Annotated in this window: 13 protein-coding genes; 5 read left to right on the top strand and 8 right to left on the bottom strand. The window is 69.9% G+C overall.

The window, feature by feature from the left end:
- Positions 1 to 156 precede the first annotated feature (156 nt).
- Genes nth through ACFYZZ_RS42840 form a run of 3 tightly spaced genes read left to right on the top strand, consistent with a single transcriptional unit; the run spans position 157 to position 3,038 of the window.
- Positions 157 to 1,077, top strand: a complete 921-nt coding sequence (nth, locus tag ACFYZZ_RS42850; protein WP_389188739.1) for an endonuclease III — start codon at positions 157 to 159, stop codon at positions 1,075 to 1,077.
- A 52-nt stretch (positions 1,078 to 1,129) separates the two neighbouring features.
- Positions 1,130 to 1,825 (top strand): NUDIX hydrolase, encoded by a 696-nt coding sequence (locus ACFYZZ_RS42845; RefSeq protein WP_389188736.1) that lies wholly within the window; start codon positions 1,130 to 1,132, stop codon positions 1,823 to 1,825.
- Between the two features lie 13 nt (positions 1,826 to 1,838).
- Positions 1,839 to 3,038: a MarP family serine protease gene (locus tag ACFYZZ_RS42840; RefSeq protein ID WP_386579442.1), complete on the top strand. Its 1,200-nt coding sequence runs from the start codon at positions 1,839 to 1,841 to the stop codon at positions 3,036 to 3,038.
- A gap of 27 nt (positions 3,039 to 3,065) precedes the next feature.
- On the opposite strand, the gene ACFYZZ_RS42835 is transcribed toward ACFYZZ_RS42840, so the two are convergent.
- The 6 genes from ACFYZZ_RS42835 to ACFYZZ_RS42810 form a co-directional block, all read right to left on the bottom strand.
- Complete coding sequence (locus ACFYZZ_RS42835) at positions 3,066 to 3,245, bottom strand: hypothetical protein (RefSeq protein WP_145887608.1); 180 nt, start codon at positions 3,243 to 3,245, stop codon at positions 3,066 to 3,068.
- A 128-nt stretch (positions 3,246 to 3,373) separates the two neighbouring features.
- Positions 3,374 to 4,309, bottom strand: a complete 936-nt coding sequence (locus ACFYZZ_RS42830) for an alpha/beta fold hydrolase (RefSeq protein ID WP_389188732.1) — start codon at positions 4,307 to 4,309, stop codon at positions 3,374 to 3,376.
- Positions 4,306 to 4,794: a phage holin family protein gene (locus ACFYZZ_RS42825; RefSeq protein ID WP_389188728.1), complete on the bottom strand. Its 489-nt coding sequence runs from the start codon at positions 4,792 to 4,794 to the stop codon at positions 4,306 to 4,308. The genes ACFYZZ_RS42830 and ACFYZZ_RS42825 overlap by 4 nt, the downstream gene beginning before the upstream one ends.
- A 55-nt stretch (positions 4,795 to 4,849) precedes the next feature.
- On the bottom strand, positions 4,850 to 6,292 hold the full coding sequence (nhaA, locus tag ACFYZZ_RS42820) for a Na+/H+ antiporter NhaA (protein ID WP_389188780.1): 1,443 nt from the start codon (positions 6,290 to 6,292) through the stop codon (positions 4,850 to 4,852).
- 216 nt (positions 6,293 to 6,508) lie between these two features.
- The gene (gene acs / locus ACFYZZ_RS42815) at positions 6,509 to 8,464 is read right to left on the bottom strand and encodes an acetate--CoA ligase (protein ID WP_389188725.1); all 1,956 of its coding nucleotides are present in this window, start codon (positions 8,462 to 8,464) and stop codon (positions 6,509 to 6,511) included.
- A gap of 117 nt (positions 8,465 to 8,581) precedes the next feature.
- The gene (locus tag ACFYZZ_RS42810; RefSeq protein WP_389188722.1) at positions 8,582 to 10,891 is read right to left on the bottom strand and encodes a bifunctional SulP family inorganic anion transporter/carbonic anhydrase; all 2,310 of its coding nucleotides are present in this window, start codon (positions 10,889 to 10,891) and stop codon (positions 8,582 to 8,584) included.
- 333 nt (positions 10,892 to 11,224) lie between these two features.
- Between ACFYZZ_RS42810 and ACFYZZ_RS42805 the strand changes: the two genes are divergently transcribed.
- Complete coding sequence (locus ACFYZZ_RS42805) at positions 11,225 to 12,487, top strand: hypothetical protein (protein ID WP_389188719.1); 1,263 nt, start codon at positions 11,225 to 11,227, stop codon at positions 12,485 to 12,487.
- A 3-nt stretch (positions 12,488 to 12,490) separates the two neighbouring features.
- Here the strand turns inward: ACFYZZ_RS42805 and ACFYZZ_RS42800 are convergent, their stop codons facing one another.
- Positions 12,491 to 13,471, bottom strand: coding sequence for an ATP-binding protein (locus ACFYZZ_RS42800; RefSeq protein ID WP_389188716.1), 981 nt, complete (start codon positions 13,469 to 13,471; stop codon positions 12,491 to 12,493).
- A gap of 100 nt (positions 13,472 to 13,571) precedes the next feature.
- Between ACFYZZ_RS42800 and ACFYZZ_RS42795 the strand changes: the two genes are divergently transcribed.
- On the top strand, positions 13,572 to 14,435 hold the full coding sequence (locus ACFYZZ_RS42795; RefSeq protein ID WP_389188713.1) for an oxidoreductase: 864 nt from the start codon (positions 13,572 to 13,574) through the stop codon (positions 14,433 to 14,435).
- A gap of 329 nt (positions 14,436 to 14,764) precedes the next feature.
- Here ACFYZZ_RS42795 and ACFYZZ_RS42790 read toward each other — a convergent pair whose 3' ends face one another.
- Entirely contained in the window at positions 14,765 to 15,598 is an 834-nt protein-coding gene (locus ACFYZZ_RS42790; RefSeq protein ID WP_389188710.1) for an HAD family hydrolase, read from the bottom strand.
- Positions 15,599 to 16,174 lie beyond the last annotated feature (576 nt).

Genomic DNA, 16,174 nt, shown 5'->3' with positions numbered 1-16,174 from the left:
AGGGGACCGTGCTCCCCATTTTGCCGGACGATCCAAACAGTGTGATCTGTCACAAGGATGCCGCACAGGTGTCCCAAGGTAAGCGGCAGGGGTCCAATCGGGGGCTGATCTTCCGGGTCCGGGGCGGATGTCGGTGCCTGGCTTTAGGCTGGCCGGGTGTCCAAAACGCCGGTGAGAGCACAGGCCAAGGGGGCTGGGTGGGTGGTTGTACGTCGGGATTCCGCTGTGGGCGAACAAGGCTCTGGCGGAAATAACAAAAGTATGAAATCAGGACAAAAGGTACCTCGTAAAAAACCGGCTGCCAACGAGTCCCGCACCGCCCTGGTCCGCCGTGCCCGCCGCATCAATCGCGAGCTGGCCGAGGTCTACCCGTACGCCCACCCCGAGCTGGACTTCGAGAACCCCTTCCAGCTCCTGATCGCCACGGTGCTGTCCGCCCAGACCACCGATCTGCGCGTCAACCAGACCACGCCGGCGCTCTTCGCGAAGTACCCCACCCCCGAGGATCTGGCCGCCGCGAACCCCGAGGAGGTCGAGGAGATCCTGCGCCCCTGCGGCTTCTTCCGGGCCAAGACCCGCTCGGTGATAGGGCTCTCCAAGGCCCTCACCGAGGACTTCGGCGGCGAGGTCCCCGGAAAGCTGGAGGACCTGGTCAAGCTGCCCGGTGTCGGCCGCAAGACCGCCTTCGTGGTCCTCGGCAACGCCTTCGGGCGCCCGGGAATCACCGTGGACACCCACTTCCAGCGGCTGGTGCGGCGCTGGCAGTGGACCGACGAGACCGACCCCGACAAGATCGAGGCGGCCGTCGGCGCGCTGTTCCCGAAGAGCGACTGGACCGACCTGTCCCACCACGTGATCTGGCACGGCCGCCGCATCTGCCACGCCCGCAAGCCCGCCTGCGGCGCCTGCCCCATCGCCCCGCTCTGCCCGGCCTACGGCGAGGGCGAGACGGACCCGGAGAAGGCGAAGAAGCTTCTGAAGTACGAGAAGGGCGGTTACCCGGGCCAGCGCCTGAACCCGCCGCAGGCCTACCTCGACGCGGGGGGCAAGCCGGCGCCGCCGCTGGGGGCCGGATGACGGAACGATCTCAGGGTTCCGGGGCGTTGGACACGGCAGGACGGGGGTGGCGATGACGTACCCGCACGACACGCACAGAGGTCCGGTCATGCTGAGCAAGGAGGGTCTGCCGGGCTGGCTGGACCCGGTGGTGCGGGCCGTGGAGACGGTCGAGCCGCTCCAGCTCAGCCGCTTCCTGCCGCCGGAGAACGGCTCGGGCCGGCAGTCGGCCGTGCTGATCCTGTTCGGCGACGGCGAGCACGGCCCCGAGCTGCTGCTCATGGAGCGGGCCGGCTCCCTGCGCTCCCACGCCGGCCAGCCCTCCTTCCCCGGCGGCGCCCTCGACCCGGAGGACGGCGACGCGCACGGCGACGGGCCGCTGCGGGCCGCGCTGCGCGAGGCCGAGGAGGAGACCGGCCTCGACCCCGCAGGCGTCCAGCTCTTCGGCGTCCTGCCCGCCCTCTACATCCCGGTCAGCGGCTTCGTCGTCACGCCCGTGCTCGGCTGGTGGCGCGAGCCCAGCCCGGTCGGCGTCGTCGACCCGAACGAAACTGCCCGTGTTTTCACCGTCCCCGTGGCGGATCTCACGGACCCCGCCAACCGCGCGACCACCGTCCACCCCAGCGGTCACCGGGGTCCGGCATTCCTGGTCGAATCGGCCCTGGTCTGGGGTTTCACGGCCGGAGTGATCGACCGCCTGCTGCACTTCGCGGGCTGGGAGCGCCCTTGGGACAGGGAGAACGAGGTCCCGCTCGACTGGCGGTCATGACAGGGTGTCGTCCGTGAATGTGCTGGACATCTTGTTGCTGGTCGCCGCCGTGTGGTTCGCGGTCGTGGGCTATCGCCAGGGCTTCGTCGTCGGCATCCTGTCGGTGATCGGGTTCCTCGGCGGTGGTCTCGTCGCCGTGTACACGCTGCCCGTCATCTGGGACGCCGTGACCGACAACGCGGAGGTCGGCACCACCGCGGCCGTGGTCGCCGTGGTCGTCGTCATCGTCTGCGCCTCCATCGGCCAGGCCCTGACCACCCACCTCGGCAACAAGCTCCGCCGCTACATCACCTGGTCCCCGGCACGCGCCCTGGACGCCACCGGCGGCGCTCTCGTCAACGTCGTCGCCATGCTGCTCGTCGCCTGGTTGATCGGATCCGCGCTCGCCCAGACCACGCTGCCGACCCTCGGCAAGGAGGTCCGCAACTCCAAGGTGCTCCTGGGCGTGTCGGAGGCGCTGCCCGCCGCGGCCGACACCTGGTTCAAGGACTTCACCTCGGTCCTCGCGCAGAACGGCTTCCCGCAGGTCTTCAGCCCCTTCTCCAACGAGCCGATCAAGGACGTGGAGCCGCCCGACCCGGCCCTGGCGAACAGCCCGGTCGCCACCCGGGCCCAGCGCTCCATCGTCAAGGTCACCGGCACCGCCCAGAGCTGCGGCAAGGTCCTGGAGGGCACCGGCTTCGTCTTCGCCGACCGGCGCGTCATGACCAACGCGCATGTCGTCGGCGGCGTCGATGCGCCCTCCGTGCAGATCGGCGGCGAGGGCCGCAAGTACGGCGCGAAGGTCGTCCTGTACGACTGGAAGCGCGACATCGCCGTCCTCGACGTACCGGACCTGAAGGCGAACGCCCTCCGGTTCACCACCCAGGACGCGGGCGGCGGCGACGGCGCCATCGTCGCGGGCTTCCCGGAGAACGGCTCGTACGACGTCCGTGCCGCGCGCGTGCGCGGGCGCATCACGGCCAACGGTCCGGACATCTACCACCGCGGCACGGTCAGCCGCGACGTCTACTCCCTGTACGCGACCGTCCGCCAGGGCAACTCCGGCGGCCCGCTGCTCACGCCCGACGGCAAGGTGTACGGCGTGGTGTTCGCCAAGTCCCTCGACGACGCCGACACCGGCTACGCGCTCACGGCCGACGAGATCAAGCAGGACATCAGCCGGGGGCGTGCGGCGAACGAGCAGGTGGGCACCGACAGCTGCGCCCTGTAGGGGTGTTGGGGAAGCGTCCCGCGCGGTTCAGCCGCGCGGGTGACGCAGGCGCACAGAGACCCAGCGGGCCCGGCGGCGCAGGATGCGCGGAATTCCCACCCTGAGGTCCGCCTCCGCGAGCTGCGGAGTGCCTCGCTGTGAGGAGCTCGGCCCAGCGGCCGAGCGGCGGTTGCGGGGTGCGTCACTGTAGTCGTGCGTCCAGCCCATACCCCGACGTGTGCCCCTGCCCCAAGGTCGATAACCGCCTCCGCGCCCCCCAATTGGCCTATGCGGCAGGCATGTGGCCGTTCGGGGAACAACTGTTCAGGAACCGGATACTCCACTCACCCGGTTGCTTACCTGTCCGGCTCGGGATCCTTCAGCCAGTTGATGAGTTCGGTGGAGAAAGCGGCCGGATCCTCTTCATGCGGGAAGTGCCCGAGACCGTCGAACAGGCGCCAGCGGTACGGGGCTTCGACGTACTCGCCCGAGCCGGCCGCGCTGCGCGTGCGGGCCACCGGGTCCAGTGAGCCGTGCAGATGGAGCGTCGGCACCCGAACCGGCCGCTTCATCCTGCGGTTGAACTGGATGCCGTCGGGGCGGGCCAGCGAGCGCACCAGCCAGCGGTACGGCTCGATCGCGCAGTGCGCGGTGGACGGGATGCACATGGCCCGCTGGTACGTCTCCACGTCCGCGTCCTCCGGCAGCCGCGGCCCGGACCACTCCCGGATCAGCCGGCCCACCAGCGCGCCGTCGTCGGCGGTCAGCTGACGCTCCGGGATCCACGGCCGCTGGAAGCCCCAGATGTAGGAGCCGGCGGCCGTCTGCCGGGCGTCCCGGAGCATCGCGGAGCGCCAGCGCCGGGGGTGCGGCATCGACACGACCGCGAGGCGTCGTACGAGCTTGGGCCGCATCGCCGCCGCCGTCCACGCCAGATAGCCGCCCAGGTCGTGCCCGACCAGCGCGGCGTCCGGCTCGCCGAGCGAGCGGATGACGCCGGTGACGTCCAGGGCGAGGTTGGCCGGGTCGTACCCGCGCGGGGTGCGGTCGCTGCCGCCGACACCGCGCAGGTCCATGGCCACGGCCCGGTACCCCGCGTCGGCGAGCGCGACCAGTTGGTGCCGCCACGTCCACCAGAACTGCGGGAAGCCGTGCAGCAGCAGCACCAGGGGTCCGTCGCCGAGTTCGGCGATGTGGAAGCGCGCGCCGTTGGCGGCGACGTCCCGGTGCGTCACCTTCTCCCCGTGGGGGAGGTCGATCCTCACGGCCGATGTCGCGGCGGGCTCCGTCATGACGACGAGCGTGCCACAGCCTCGATGGCCTCGGGCGCCCGGTCCTGCGGCAGCTCGGGGCGCGGGTGCGGCTTGGCGTTCTGCAGGACGCCCGCCGTCTCCTTCATCGACGCGGCGACCGTCTGCGGACCCTGGCTCTTCTTGAGCTTCTTCGCGAACGCCATGCCGATGAGCGTGAGCAGGCCGGCGACCAGCACGTTCGCCGCGAAGGACAGCAGGAAGCAGACGGCGAGGTTCCAGCCGCTCCAGGTCCGAATGCCGTACGCCAGAGCGAAGTTGAGCATCGGCAGGGAGAAGAGCAGCACCATGCCGGCCGCCCCGAATGCGCCGCCGCTCGTCGCGCCGCGCTTGACGTCCTGCCTGAGCTGGGCCTTGGCCAGCGCGATCTCGTCGTGCACCAGCGCCGACATTTCGGTCGTCGCCGAGGCGACCAGCTGGCCGATGCTGCGTTCGGCGCCGACCGGGCTGCCGTCGGGTGCGCTCATCGCGTTCTCCCTCTGAAGTCGTATCTGCCGTCTTGATTTGTACCGTCTCGTCAGATCATGCCGGACGACCGTCCTCCTCGCCCGCCCCGCCCGGCACTTCCGCACCCCCGTGGCGCGCCGCGGCGGCCTGCTCGGCGGCGATGCGGCGGTGCTCGGCGGCCTTGCGCTCGAAGATGTCCGCCATCCGCAGGTGGTAGGCCGGGTCGTCCTGCTCGTAGACGTCCGGAATGCCGTCCAGGTCCTCGTCGCGCTCCTCGTCCTCGCACAGCCCGCGATAGCGGGCGTTGCGTATCTTCAGCAGCACCGTGGCACACAGGGCCGAGATCAGCGATCCGGTGAGGACGGCCGCCTTCACCTCGTCGGTCAGCAGCGTGTCGCCCGCGAAGGCCAGCTCACCGATGAGCAGCGAGACGGTGAAGCCGATCCCGGCGAGGGAAGCCACCGCGAAGATGTCGGCCCATTCCAGGTCCTCGCTCAGCTCCGCGTGGGTGAAGCGGGCCGTCAGCCAGGTGCTGCCGAAGATGCCGAGCGTCTTGCCGACGACCAGCCCGAGCACCACCCCGAGCGTCTCCGGCTCGGTGAACACATCCCCGAGCGCCCCGCCGGAGACCGCCACCCCGGCGCTGAACAGCGCGAACAGCGGTACGGCGAGCCCGGCCGACAGCGGCCGCACCAGGTGCTCGATGTGCTCGCCCGGCGAGTGCTCCTCACCCTCTCGGGTGGTGCAGCGCAGCATCAGGCCCATCGCCACGCCCGCGATGGTGGCGTGCACGCCGCTGTTGTACATCAGCGCCCAGACGACGACGGCCAGCGGCAGGTACACGTACCAGCCGCGTACGCCCTTGCGCAGCAGCAGCCAGAAGACCGCCAGCCCGGCGACGGCACCCCCGAGCGCCGCGAAGTTGATCCGCTCAGTGAAGAAGATCGCGATGATCAGGATCGCGAACAGGTCGTCGACGACCGCGAGGGTGAGCAGGAAGGCGCGCAGGGCGCTGGGCAGCGAGGTGCCGATGACCGCGAGGACGGCGAGAGCGAAGGCGATGTCGGTGGCGGTGGGCACCGCCCAGCCCTGGGTGGAGCCGTGCCCGGTGAGGTTGGTGAAGGTGTAGACGAGCGCCGGTACGGCCATCCCGCACAGCGCGGCGACCACGGGCAGCACCGCCGCCCTGGGGTCGCGCAGGTCCCCGGCGACCAGCTCGCGCTTCAGCTCGATGCCGGCGACGAAGAAGAAGACGGCGAGGAGGCCGTCGGCGGCCCAGTGGGCCACGGACAGGTTCAGGCCGAGCGCGGTCGGGCCGACGTGGAAGTCGCTGACCGCCTCGTAGCTGTGCTGCAGCGCGGGGATGTTCGCCCAGACCAGCGCTGTCACGGTGGCGACGAGAAGCAGGACACCGCCGACGGTCTCGGTGCGCAGCGCGTCCGCGACGAAGGTCCGCTCGGGCAGGGACAGACGTCCGAGAACCTTGCGGGCGGTGTTCGGGGTGCGGGGCGCGGCCACGGCGGGGACCTCCGGGTCGGTGGGCAGGACGGAGCGCTTGCCGACCAGACTTCCCGGCACACCTTGAGGATCGTTTCGCGTTGGAGTTTTGCTTAGTTTACCTAAGGTTGCCGTGGGATGCATCCGGTGATCCGTACGATATGCGCGTCAAGCGCAAAAGGGGCGCCCGGCGAGTTGTCGCCGGGCGCCCCTTCAGCCGTGGGCCGGCCGTAGGCCCTAGTCCTCGCTCGGCGCCGCCGGGAGCTTGGCCTGGATGAAGTCCATGACCGTGGAGTCGGTCAGCGTGGTGACGTCACCCAGCTGGCGGTTCTCGGCCACGTCCCGCAGGAGCCGGCGCATGATCTTGCCGGAGCGGGTCTTCGGCAGCTCGGCCACCGGCAGGATCCGCTTCGGCTTGGCGATCGGGCCGAGCGTGGCGCCGACGTGCTCGCGCAGCTGGCCGATCAGCTTGTCGTCCTCGGACGCCGTACCGCGCAGGATGACGAACGCGACGATGGCCTGGCCGGTGGTCTCGTCGGTGGCACCGACGACGGCCGCCTCGGCCACCGACGGGTGCGAGACGAGCGCCGACTCCACCTCGGTGGTGGAGATGTTGTGCCCGGACACGAGCATCACGTCGTCCACGCGCCCGAGGAGCCAGATGTCCCCGTCGTCGTCCTTCTTCGCGCCGTCACCGGCGAAGTACTTGCCCTCGAAGCGCGACCAGTACGTGTCGAGGAACCGCTGGTCGTCGCCCCAGATGGTGCGCAGCATCGACGGCCACGGCTCGGTGAGGACCAGGTAACCGCCGCCGCCGTTCGGCACCTCGTTCGCCTCGTCGTCCACGACGGTCGCACTGATGCCGGGCAGCGGGCGCTGCGCGGAACCGGGCTTGGTCTCGGTGACGCCCGGCAGCGGCGAGATCATCATCGCGCCGGTCTCGGTCTGCCACCAGGTGTCCACGATCGGCGTCCGGTCGGCACCGATGTTCTTGCGGTACCAGATCCACGCCTCGGGGTTGATGGGCTCGCCCACCGAGCCGAGGATCCGCAGGGAGGTCAGGTCGAACTGCGCGGGGATGTCGTCGCCCCACTTCATGAACGTACGGATCGCGGTCGGCGCCGTGTAGAGGATCGTGACCCGGTACTTCTCCACGATCTCCCAGAACCGGCCCTGGTGCGGGGTGTCCGGGGTGCCCTCGTACATGATCTGCGTAGCGCCGTTGGCCAGCGGTCCGTACACGATGTACGAGTGCCCGGTGACCCAGCCGACGTCCGCCGTGCACCAGAAGACGTCCGTCTCCGGCTTGAGGTCGAACACCGCGTGGTGCGTGTATGCCACCTGCGTCAGATAGCCGCCGGAGGTGTGCAGGATGCCCTTCGGCTTCCCCGTCGTGCCGGAGGTGTACAGGATGAACAGCGGGTGCTCCGCCTCGAACGCCTCAGGGGTGTGCTCGGCGGACTGCCGCTCCACCAACTCGTGCCACCAGGAGTCCCGCTCGGCGTTCCAGGCGACGTCCTGGCCGGTGCGGCGTACGACGAGCACGTGCTCCACGTTGTCCACCCGGTCGATCGCGTCGTCGACGGCCGGCTTGAGCGCGGACGGCTTGCCGCGCCGGTAGCCGCCGTCGGCGGTGATGACGACCTTGGCGTCCGCGTCCTGGATCCGGGTGGCGAGCGCGTCCGCCGAGAAGCCGCCGAAGACGACCGAGTGCGCGGCGCCGATGCGGGCGCAGGCCAGCATCGCGATCGCGGTCTCGGGGATCATCGGCATGTAGATCGCGACCCGGTCGCTCTTTTGGACGCCGAGTTCCAGCAGCGCGTTGGCGGCCCTGGAGACCTCGTCCTTCAGCTCCGCGTAGGTGATCGCACGGCTGTCGCCGGGCTCGCCCTCGAAGTGGATGGCGACCCGGTCCCCGTGCCCGGCCTCGACGTGCCGGTCCACGCAGTTGTACGCGACGTTCAGCTCGCCGTCCTTGAACCACTTCGCGAACGGCGGGTTCGACCAGTCCAGCGTCTGAGAGGGTTCCTTGGCCCAGGTCAGCCTGCGGGCCTGCTCGGCCCAGAAGCCGAGCCTGTCAGCCTTGGCCTGCTCGTACGCCTCTGCCGTGACGTTGGCGTGCGCGGCCAGGTCAGCCGGCGGCGCGAAGCGTCGCTCCTCCTTCAAGAGGTTGGCCAGGCTTTCGTTGCTCACGACATCTCCCTTTCCCAGGGTGTCCGTTGTGTCCCAGGCCACAGCTCATCAGACGCGGGGGGCGGATGACAAGGGTCGACGGCAAAATTGGTTTAGACCTATCTGGGGGGTGGCTGGTCACACCGGACTGTGCAGCTCCTTCACTGCACTCCCCTCGTCTTTCACGTCCTCGAACACCTTTCCGGTTCGCCCGAGCAGATAAGCCTGCGCCTCGCCCACGTGGAAGTACATCCCGTGCAGCTCCAGCGCACCGGCCGCCAGGGCTCGCGCGACCGAGTCGTGCGCCCGCAGATGCTCCAGCTGCTGGACCACGTTGGTCAGGCACAGCTGCTCCACCGCGTCGGCGGGTGCCCGCCCGGCCAGCCGGGGCCGGGCGCGGCGGTGTGAGGCCATCCGCGCCAGGCTCGGCAGCCCGTGCCTGAGCCACCGCTTCAGGGGGGTCTGCGGCTCCCCGGGCTCGGCGGCCAGCAGCGCCTGCATCGCCCCGCACCCGGAGTGCCCGCACACCGTGATGGACCGGACCCCGAGCACCTCCACCGCGTACTCGATCGCGGCCGCCACCGAGTCGTCCCCGTGCTCCTCGCCCGGCGGCGGCACCAGGTTGCCGACGTTGCGGACGACGAACAGGTCGCCGGGACCACTGGAGGTGATCATCGACGTGACGAGCCGGGAGTCGGCGCAGGTGAGGAAGAGCTGCGCGGGCCGCTGGCCCTCCCGCGCCAGCCGTGCCAGCTCCGCCCGCACCAGCGGGGCGGTGTTGCGCTGGAACGAGCTGATGCCACGGGCCAGTTCACGGGCCGCCGGGGCGGCGGGGGCCGAGGGGGTCCCGGCGAAGCAGGACTGGTGGTTGCGCCAGGGCGTCCAGGGGCGGCACCGGCACACCGCGGACGGGGCCGGGTCGGCGGTCGTGACTCCGCCCCGCCGGCCCGCCAGCTCGGCGGAACCGCCCCGCGCGGTGTGGGCGCTCTGCCAGTCCTGCAGTGACTCGTACGCCGCGTGGTCCATGAACGACCCGTCCAACTCCACGACGGCGTGGGCGCCTTGGGGTACGAGATGCAGGGTTCTGCTGAGCCGGGGCACCGCGAGGAACGTCAGCTGGCCTCGTACATGTACGTGATGGACTCCTTCCTTCTCCTCATGCGTGATACGGGTGCGGGTGAGGCGGTGCAGGGCGAGGGCGACCGCCACGGCGACCCCGAGGGCCACGCCCTCCAGGACACCGAGGAAGACCACGCCGAGCGCGGTGGCGGCGTACACCAGCACTTCGCGGTGGCGGGTCACCGTGCGGATGTGGTGCAGGGACACCATCTGGATGCCGACCGCCATCACCAGGGCGGCGAGCGAGGCGAGCGGGATCTGCTCCAGGAGCGGGACCATCAGCAGCGCGGCGACTACTACGAAAACGCCGTGCAGCATCGTGGAGTTCCGGCTCACGGCACCGGATTGCACATTTGCCGCGCTGCGTACGGCGACACCGGTGACGGGCAGCCCGCCGAGCGCTCCGGACACGATGTTGGCGGCACCCTGACCGCGCAGTTCCCGGTCCAGGTCCGACCGGGGAACGTGCGGTCCGCCGCGGGCGGCGATCAGCTTGTCGACGGCCACGGCGGACAGCAGTGACTCGACGCTGCCGACCAGGGTGATGGTGAGGACGGCGGTGGCGATGCCCAGCACCGGACCGTCGGGTGGCTGGGGAAGGGCGTGCCCGGACCAGGACGGCAGGTCGACCCGGGGCAGGGCCAGTCCGGTCAGCGCGGCGGTGGCCGTGGCCCCGGCGACGGCGACCAGGGCGGCCGGGACCCCGCGCAGCAGACGGCCGGCGCGGCCGGGGATGCGCGGCCAGGCCAGCAGCAGGGTCAGGGTCAGCGCGCTCATCGACACGGCGGCCGGGTGCAGGTCGGCCAACTGGGCGGGCAGGGCGCGCAGGTTGGCGAGGACGGAGCTGTCGGGGCTGCCGCCGAGGACGATGTGCAGTTGGGCCACGGCGATGGTGACGCCGATGCCGGCGAGCATGCCGTGCACCACGGCGGGGCTGACGGCGAGTGCGCCGCGGGCCACGCGCAGGCAGCCGAGGCTCAGTTGGGCGAGCCCGGCGAGGACGGTGATGCCGCAGGTGGCCTGCCAGCCGTAGTGGTGGATCAGGTCCGCGGTGACCACCGTGAGTCCGGCGGCGGGGCCGCTGACCTGCAACGGGCTGCCGCCGAGCCGGCCGGCGACGAGTCCGCCGACGGCTGCGGCGACCAGGCCGGCCTGGAGCGGGGCGCCGGTGGCGAGGGCGATACCGAGGGACAGGGGAAGGGCGATCAGGAACACCGCGACGGACGCGGACAGATCGGCGCCCCTGACGAGGAAGCGCCGGCGCGGGGCTGGTGGGGGGCTGTGCGGCGGGTGGGGGTGGTGGGTGCAAAGGGGTGCGCAGGCTGACATGGTCCCGTCTCCTCCGGGCGGCGCGGTCGCGGACTGGGGGGTGCCCCGCGGGGCGGGGATCGGTCGCGGCCGTGGGGTCACGGCGTGCAGCGGCGGGATGAAATCAATGCTTAGTAAATGAACCGTAATGCGAAGTAAAGGGCTTGCATGGTTTTTCGGGGCAAATGGAGCATCAGGTAACTCCAGCGAGTGAAGCGAGCATTTCATCGGCTTGTCGTACTAATTCCTTCTCGGCCTCGTGCGACCTTGGCGGCGCTGTCGGCACAACCCGGCACATCACCGCAAAACGCGCTCGCCAGCGTTTGTCCGAGAGAAGGAAGAAGGTGGCGGAACATGGCCGCCAACCAGAGGATCGCCGCCGGCGCCATGGTCGCCGCGGCGTGTGCCGCCTCGCTCGCCGGTTGCGCGAGCTCCAGCGGCTCGAAGGAAGGGTCGTCCGGCCCGCAGAAGGGAGCGCCGGCGCCCAACAGTGTGCTCCGTCTGATCGGCGACGGGTCGACCGCGTTCACCGGTGCGCAACCGCATCTGCCCAGCCCCGAGCGGCTGAAGCCCGGTCAAAAGCCCCCGCAGTTCGTGGTGTTCTCCTGGGACGGAGCGGGGGAGGACAGCCAGAAGCTGTTCTCCCACTTCCGCAAGGTCGCCAAGGAGAACCACGCGACGATGACGTACTTCCTCAGCGGCGTGTACATGCTGCCGGAGGAGAAGCGTGACCTCTACCGGCCCCCGCAGCACTCGCCGGGCAGCTCGGAGATCGGCTTCAACGACGAGCAGGGCATCGCCGACACCCTCAAGCAGGTGCGGCTGGCCTGGCTGGAGGGCAACGAGATCGGCACCCACTTCAACGGCCACTTCTGCGGCCCCGACGGCGGGGTCGGCGAGTGGTCGGTGAAGGAGTGGAAGAGCGAGATCGCCCAGGCCAAGGAGTTCGTGAAGACCTGGAAGACCAACACCGCGATGAAGAACGCGGCCCCCCTTCCCTTCGACTACGAAAAGGAGCTGATCGGCGCCCGCACCCCCTGCCTGGAAGGGCAGAAGAACTTCAGGAAGGCGGCAAGCCAGCTGGGCTTCCGCTACGACTCCAGCGGAGTCGACGACCAGGTCTGGCCCAAGAAGAAGGAGGGCCTGTGGGACGTGTCGATGCAGCTGGTCCCCTTCCCGGGGCACACCTATGAGCAACTGACCATGGACTACAACTTCATGGTCAACCAGTCCGGCACACAGACCCAGGGCGACCCCGACATGTACGACTACTGGGGCGACCAGATGCGTGACGGCCTGCTCAAGGGCTTCTACCGGGCCTACGACGGCAACCGCGCGCCCCTGATCATCGGCAATCACTTCGAGTCCTGGAACGGCGGCACCTACATGCGGGCCGTCGACGAGGTGGTGAAGGAGGTGTGCAACAAGTCCGAGGTGCGCTGCGTCTCCTTCCATCAGCTCGTCGACTGGCTGGACGCCCAGGATCCGCAGACGCTGGCGAAGCTGCGCACCCTGGACGTGGGCCAGGCGCCCCGGCAGGGCTGGGCGTCCTTCCTCTCCGGCCACCAGGCTCCGGCGCCGAAGGGCGTCCCCGGGGCGCCGGCGGTCAAGCAGTAGGCATCAGACCGGAGTTGCCACGCTCTCACCGAGCACGAACCCGGGGTCGACCTGCGCCGCCAGATCGACCCCGGTGCGCTCGTTGCCCCACGCCTCGGCGTTCTTCAGGTGGAAGTGCACCGTCTGGCGTGTGTAGCGCTCCCAGTCGCGCAGCTCGTACGTGGCATCGGTGGCCGTCCGGAGGGTGTGCAGAGCGCGGGAGTTGGCCTCCTCCAGGAGGTCGAACCGGGGCGGACGGCCCTTCTCCATGGCGCGCACCCAGTCGGAGTGCCCGACCGTCACGAGCAGGTCGTCCCCGACCTCCGCGCGCAGGAAGTCGACGTCGTCCGGTGCCTGGATCTTGTTGCCCACGACCTTCAGGGCGACACCGAAGTCACGGGCGTACTCCTTGTACTGGCGGTAGACGGAGACCCCCTTCCGGGTCGGCTCGGCGACGAGGAACGTCATGTCGAAGCGGGTGAACATGCCGGAGGCGAAGGAGTCCGAACCCGCGGTCATGTCGACCACGACGTACTCGTCGGGGCCGTCGACGAGGTGGTTCAGGAACAGCTCCACCGCTCCCGTCTTGGAGTGGTAGCAGGCGACCCCCAGGTCGGCGTCCGTGAAGGGGCCGGTGACCATCAAACGGGCGGCGCCGCCGTCGAGTTCCACCGGGCGCGCGCAGGCGTCGTACACCGGGTTGGGCTCCCGCACCCGGACCAGCCGTGAGCCCTCGCCGGGCGGGGTCGTCTTGATCATCGTCGCGGCCGAGGCGATGCGCGGGTTGGAGCCGCGCAGGTAGTCCTTGATCAGCGACAGCCGTTCGCCCATGGCGGGCAGGGCGGCCGCCTCCGCCTCCTCGAGGCCGAGCGCGGGGCCGAGGTGCTGGTTGATGTCCGCGTCGATGGCGACCACCGGGGCGCCGGCGGCCACGAGGTGGCGGATGAAGAGGGAGGAGAGCGTGGTCTTGCCGCTGCCGCCCTTCCCGACGAAAGCAATTTTCATGTTCACCAAGGGTAGTCAGCTGATAGCTGTATGTGTCAGGCGGAGTGAAGAAGACCACTCCTTCGTGGGGCGGAGGGCTCGGGTGCGTAGTGTCGTACTCATGAGTACGACAGGCGCGACCGCCGATCCGCCCCCAAGCTCTCGAACGAGCTCGAACAAGGTGGACCCCCTTGCGGCCCTGGGCTCGCTGCCCGGTGTGGCCGAGTCCGTGGAGTCCGTGCGCAAGGCCGTGGACCGGGTCTACGGGCACCGGGTCATGCGGCGCCGCAGCAACGCGATCACCTCCGAGGCCGCGCTGCGCGGCGCCCGCGGTTCGGCGGCGCTGTCCGGCGCCGACTGGGCCCTGGAGGAGGTGCGGCGGCGCACCGACTTCAGCGTCGACGCCGAGGCGCGCGTCATGGGCGCGGCGCTGCGGCTGACGGCCGAGGCGGGCCAGCTGCTGTCCATCTGGCGGCAGTCGCCCCTCAGGGTGCTGGCCCGGCTGCATCTGGTGGCCGCCGCGGACAAGGGTGACGAGGTCGGACGGCCGCGCCAGGCGGGCGAGCCGGTCGACGAGCCGCTGATCGAGCTGCCGCTGCCGGACGCCCAGGAGGTGTCCGGACGCCTGGAGGGCCTGGCGGACCTGATCATCGCGGGGACCTCCGCGCCCGCGCTGGTGACGGCCGCCGTGGTGCACGGCGAACTGCTCGCGCTGCGGCCCTTCACCTCGCACAACGGCCTGGTGGCGCGCGCGGCCGAGCGGATCGTCCTGATCGGCAGCGGTCTCGACCCGAAGGCGGTCTGCCCGGCCGAGGTGGGCCACGCCGAACTGGGCCGCGCCGCCTACCTCGCCGCGCTGGACGCGTACGTCTCCGGCACCCCCGAGGGCATGGCGGCCTGGATCACCCACTGCGGCCGGGCGGTCGAGCTGGGTGTGCGCGAGTCCACCGCGGTGTGCGAGGCGCTGCAGCGCGGGGCGGCCTGAGAAATCCTCCCGGACACGGGTTGCGGCGGTACGAGTCCTCGTACCGCCGCTGGCATGTTCACCGGGTTACCAAGCGTCCTCGATATGTCGCCCATCAGGTCGGGATCTTTGCCCGTCACCTGGTGCGGCTGGCCCGTAATCGACGGGTCGACGTCGCGTGGGTGCCCAATGTTCATACGTGGTCCGTGGGCCAAGTGCGTAGTAGTAGGTGATCCTCTCGGATGTCCTTTGGTCACGCGGGCCTTTGAGTCCTTTGTACTGCAGCCCCTGAGCAAGCGGAACCCCTGCCTGCACTTCTTTACTTTAGGGTTCAAACGAGGGTGAATCGGTCAGGATGTGACGCCGCGGCGTCGGCTGGCGTACCAGACGAGGCCGGCGGTGGCGGCCGCCGCTCCTATGGCCGCCGCCGCGACCAGGGTCGGGCGCGGCGGGACGGAGAACGCGGGCAGCCGCTGCTTGAGCCGGACCGGCCGGCGGAATTCCAGCACCGGCCATCCGCGCGCGACGGCCTCGCGGCGCAGCGCGCGGTCCGGGTTCACGGCGTGCGCGTGCCCGACCGCCTGGAGCATCGGCAGATCGGTCACCGAGTCGCTGTAGGCGTAGCAGCGGTCGAGGTCGTACCCCTCGGACGCGGCCAGTTCCCTGATCGCCTCGGCCTTGGTCGGGCCGTAGGCGTAGTACTCCACCTCGCCGGTGAAGCAGCCGTCCTCGCCGACGACCATGCGCGTGGCCACCACCCGGTCGGCGCCGAGCAGCTCGCCGATCGGCTCGACCACCTCGGCACCCGAGGTGGACACGATGACGACGTCGCGGCCGGCCGTGTGGTGCTCCTCGATGAGGGAAGCCGCCTCGTCGTAGATGATCGGGTCGATCAGGTCGTGCAGGGTCTCGGCGACGATCTCCCGCACCTGTTGGACGTTCCAGCCTCGGCACAGGGAGGCCATGTACTTGCGCATACGCTCCATCTGGTCGTGGTCGAGGCCGCCGACCAGGAAGACGAACTGGGCGTATGCGGTGCGCAGTGCGGCCCTGCGGTTGATCAGACCGCCCTGGTAGAACGACTTGCTGAAGGTGAGCGTGCTCGACTTCGCAATGACCGTCTTGTCCAGGTCAAAGAAGGCTGCTGCGCGGGGCAAGGAGTGGTTTTCCACGCCCCTGAGCATAGGCGCCCACCATTCGGCGTAAGGTGGGGCGCGTGGGTTTGCCTGAGAGGGCTCTCGGGTACACCATGGAAGTCACGGATCGTTCGCGACCGTGCTAACCCGGTCCGACTCCTCCCCCCCCGAGTCGGCCGTGGGGACGACCCCCGCTCTCCCCCCCGGCGGGGGTCGTCGCATGTCCGGGCGGGTTTTCTCCTCGTTTCAACGGTCGCGAGGCCGGTGGTGGGCGGCGTGGGCCGCCCCTTCGTCATGCCCACACTCCGTTACTCACGGTAATCGCAGCGCTGCTCTGCGGGAGTCGCGCAGGGGCCAGTACAGCGGTCACCGGTATGGGTGACGGCGATATTCACAACCGCTGAGTTGTCCACGGTTTTTGACCAAGATCCACACGATTTCCCGGTTCGTTGCACCGTGATTCCCACGTGCTCCGACCGCGGCGAGTTCATGGCCGGTTCTGATTGCCGGGGCGCGTATGGCCGGTTCCTATCGGCCGTTCATATGGAGGCCGGTTGCCGGTTCTTCACATCTTTGGGAATCGCGGGGCTGCAGAGGCTGCGCGGAAGACACAGCGAAGGGGGA

The organism is Streptomyces sp. NPDC001816 (assembly GCF_042892235.1).
Taxonomy (GTDB): Bacteria; Actinomycetota; Actinomycetes; order Streptomycetales; family Streptomycetaceae; genus Streptomyces.
The sequence above is the reverse complement of the archived record's forward strand: the minus strand, read 5'-3'. Positions and strand labels throughout refer to the sequence as shown.

Coding starts and splice junctions, on each gene's coding strand:
- ACFYZZ_RS42800 (WP_389188716.1), bottom strand. CDS start 13,471: ATGAAAATTGCTTTCGTCGGGAAGGGCGGCAGCGGCAAGACCACGCTC.
- ACFYZZ_RS42825 (WP_389188728.1), bottom strand. CDS start 4,794: ATGAGCGCACCCGACGGCAGCCCGGTCGGCGCCGAACGCAGCATCGGC.
- ACFYZZ_RS42830 (WP_389188732.1), bottom strand. CDS start 4,309: ATGACGGAGCCCGCCGCGACATCGGCCGTGAGGATCGACCTCCCCCAC.
- ACFYZZ_RS42845 (WP_389188736.1), top strand. CDS start 1,130: ATGACGTACCCGCACGACACGCACAGAGGTCCGGTCATGCTGAGCAAG.
- ACFYZZ_RS42795 (WP_389188713.1), top strand. CDS start 13,572: ATGAGTACGACAGGCGCGACCGCCGATCCGCCCCCAAGCTCTCGAACG.
- ACFYZZ_RS42835 (WP_145887608.1), bottom strand. CDS start 3,245: ATGGGCTGGACGCACGACTACAGTGACGCACCCCGCAACCGCCGCTCG.
- ACFYZZ_RS42790 (WP_389188710.1), bottom strand. CDS start 15,598: ATGCTCAGGGGCGTGGAAAACCACTCCTTGCCCCGCGCAGCAGCCTTC.
- ACFYZZ_RS42805 (WP_389188719.1), top strand. CDS start 11,225: ATGGCCGCCAACCAGAGGATCGCCGCCGGCGCCATGGTCGCCGCGGCG.
- ACFYZZ_RS42810 (WP_389188722.1), bottom strand. CDS start 10,891: ATGTCAGCCTGCGCACCCCTTTGCACCCACCACCCCCACCCGCCGCAC.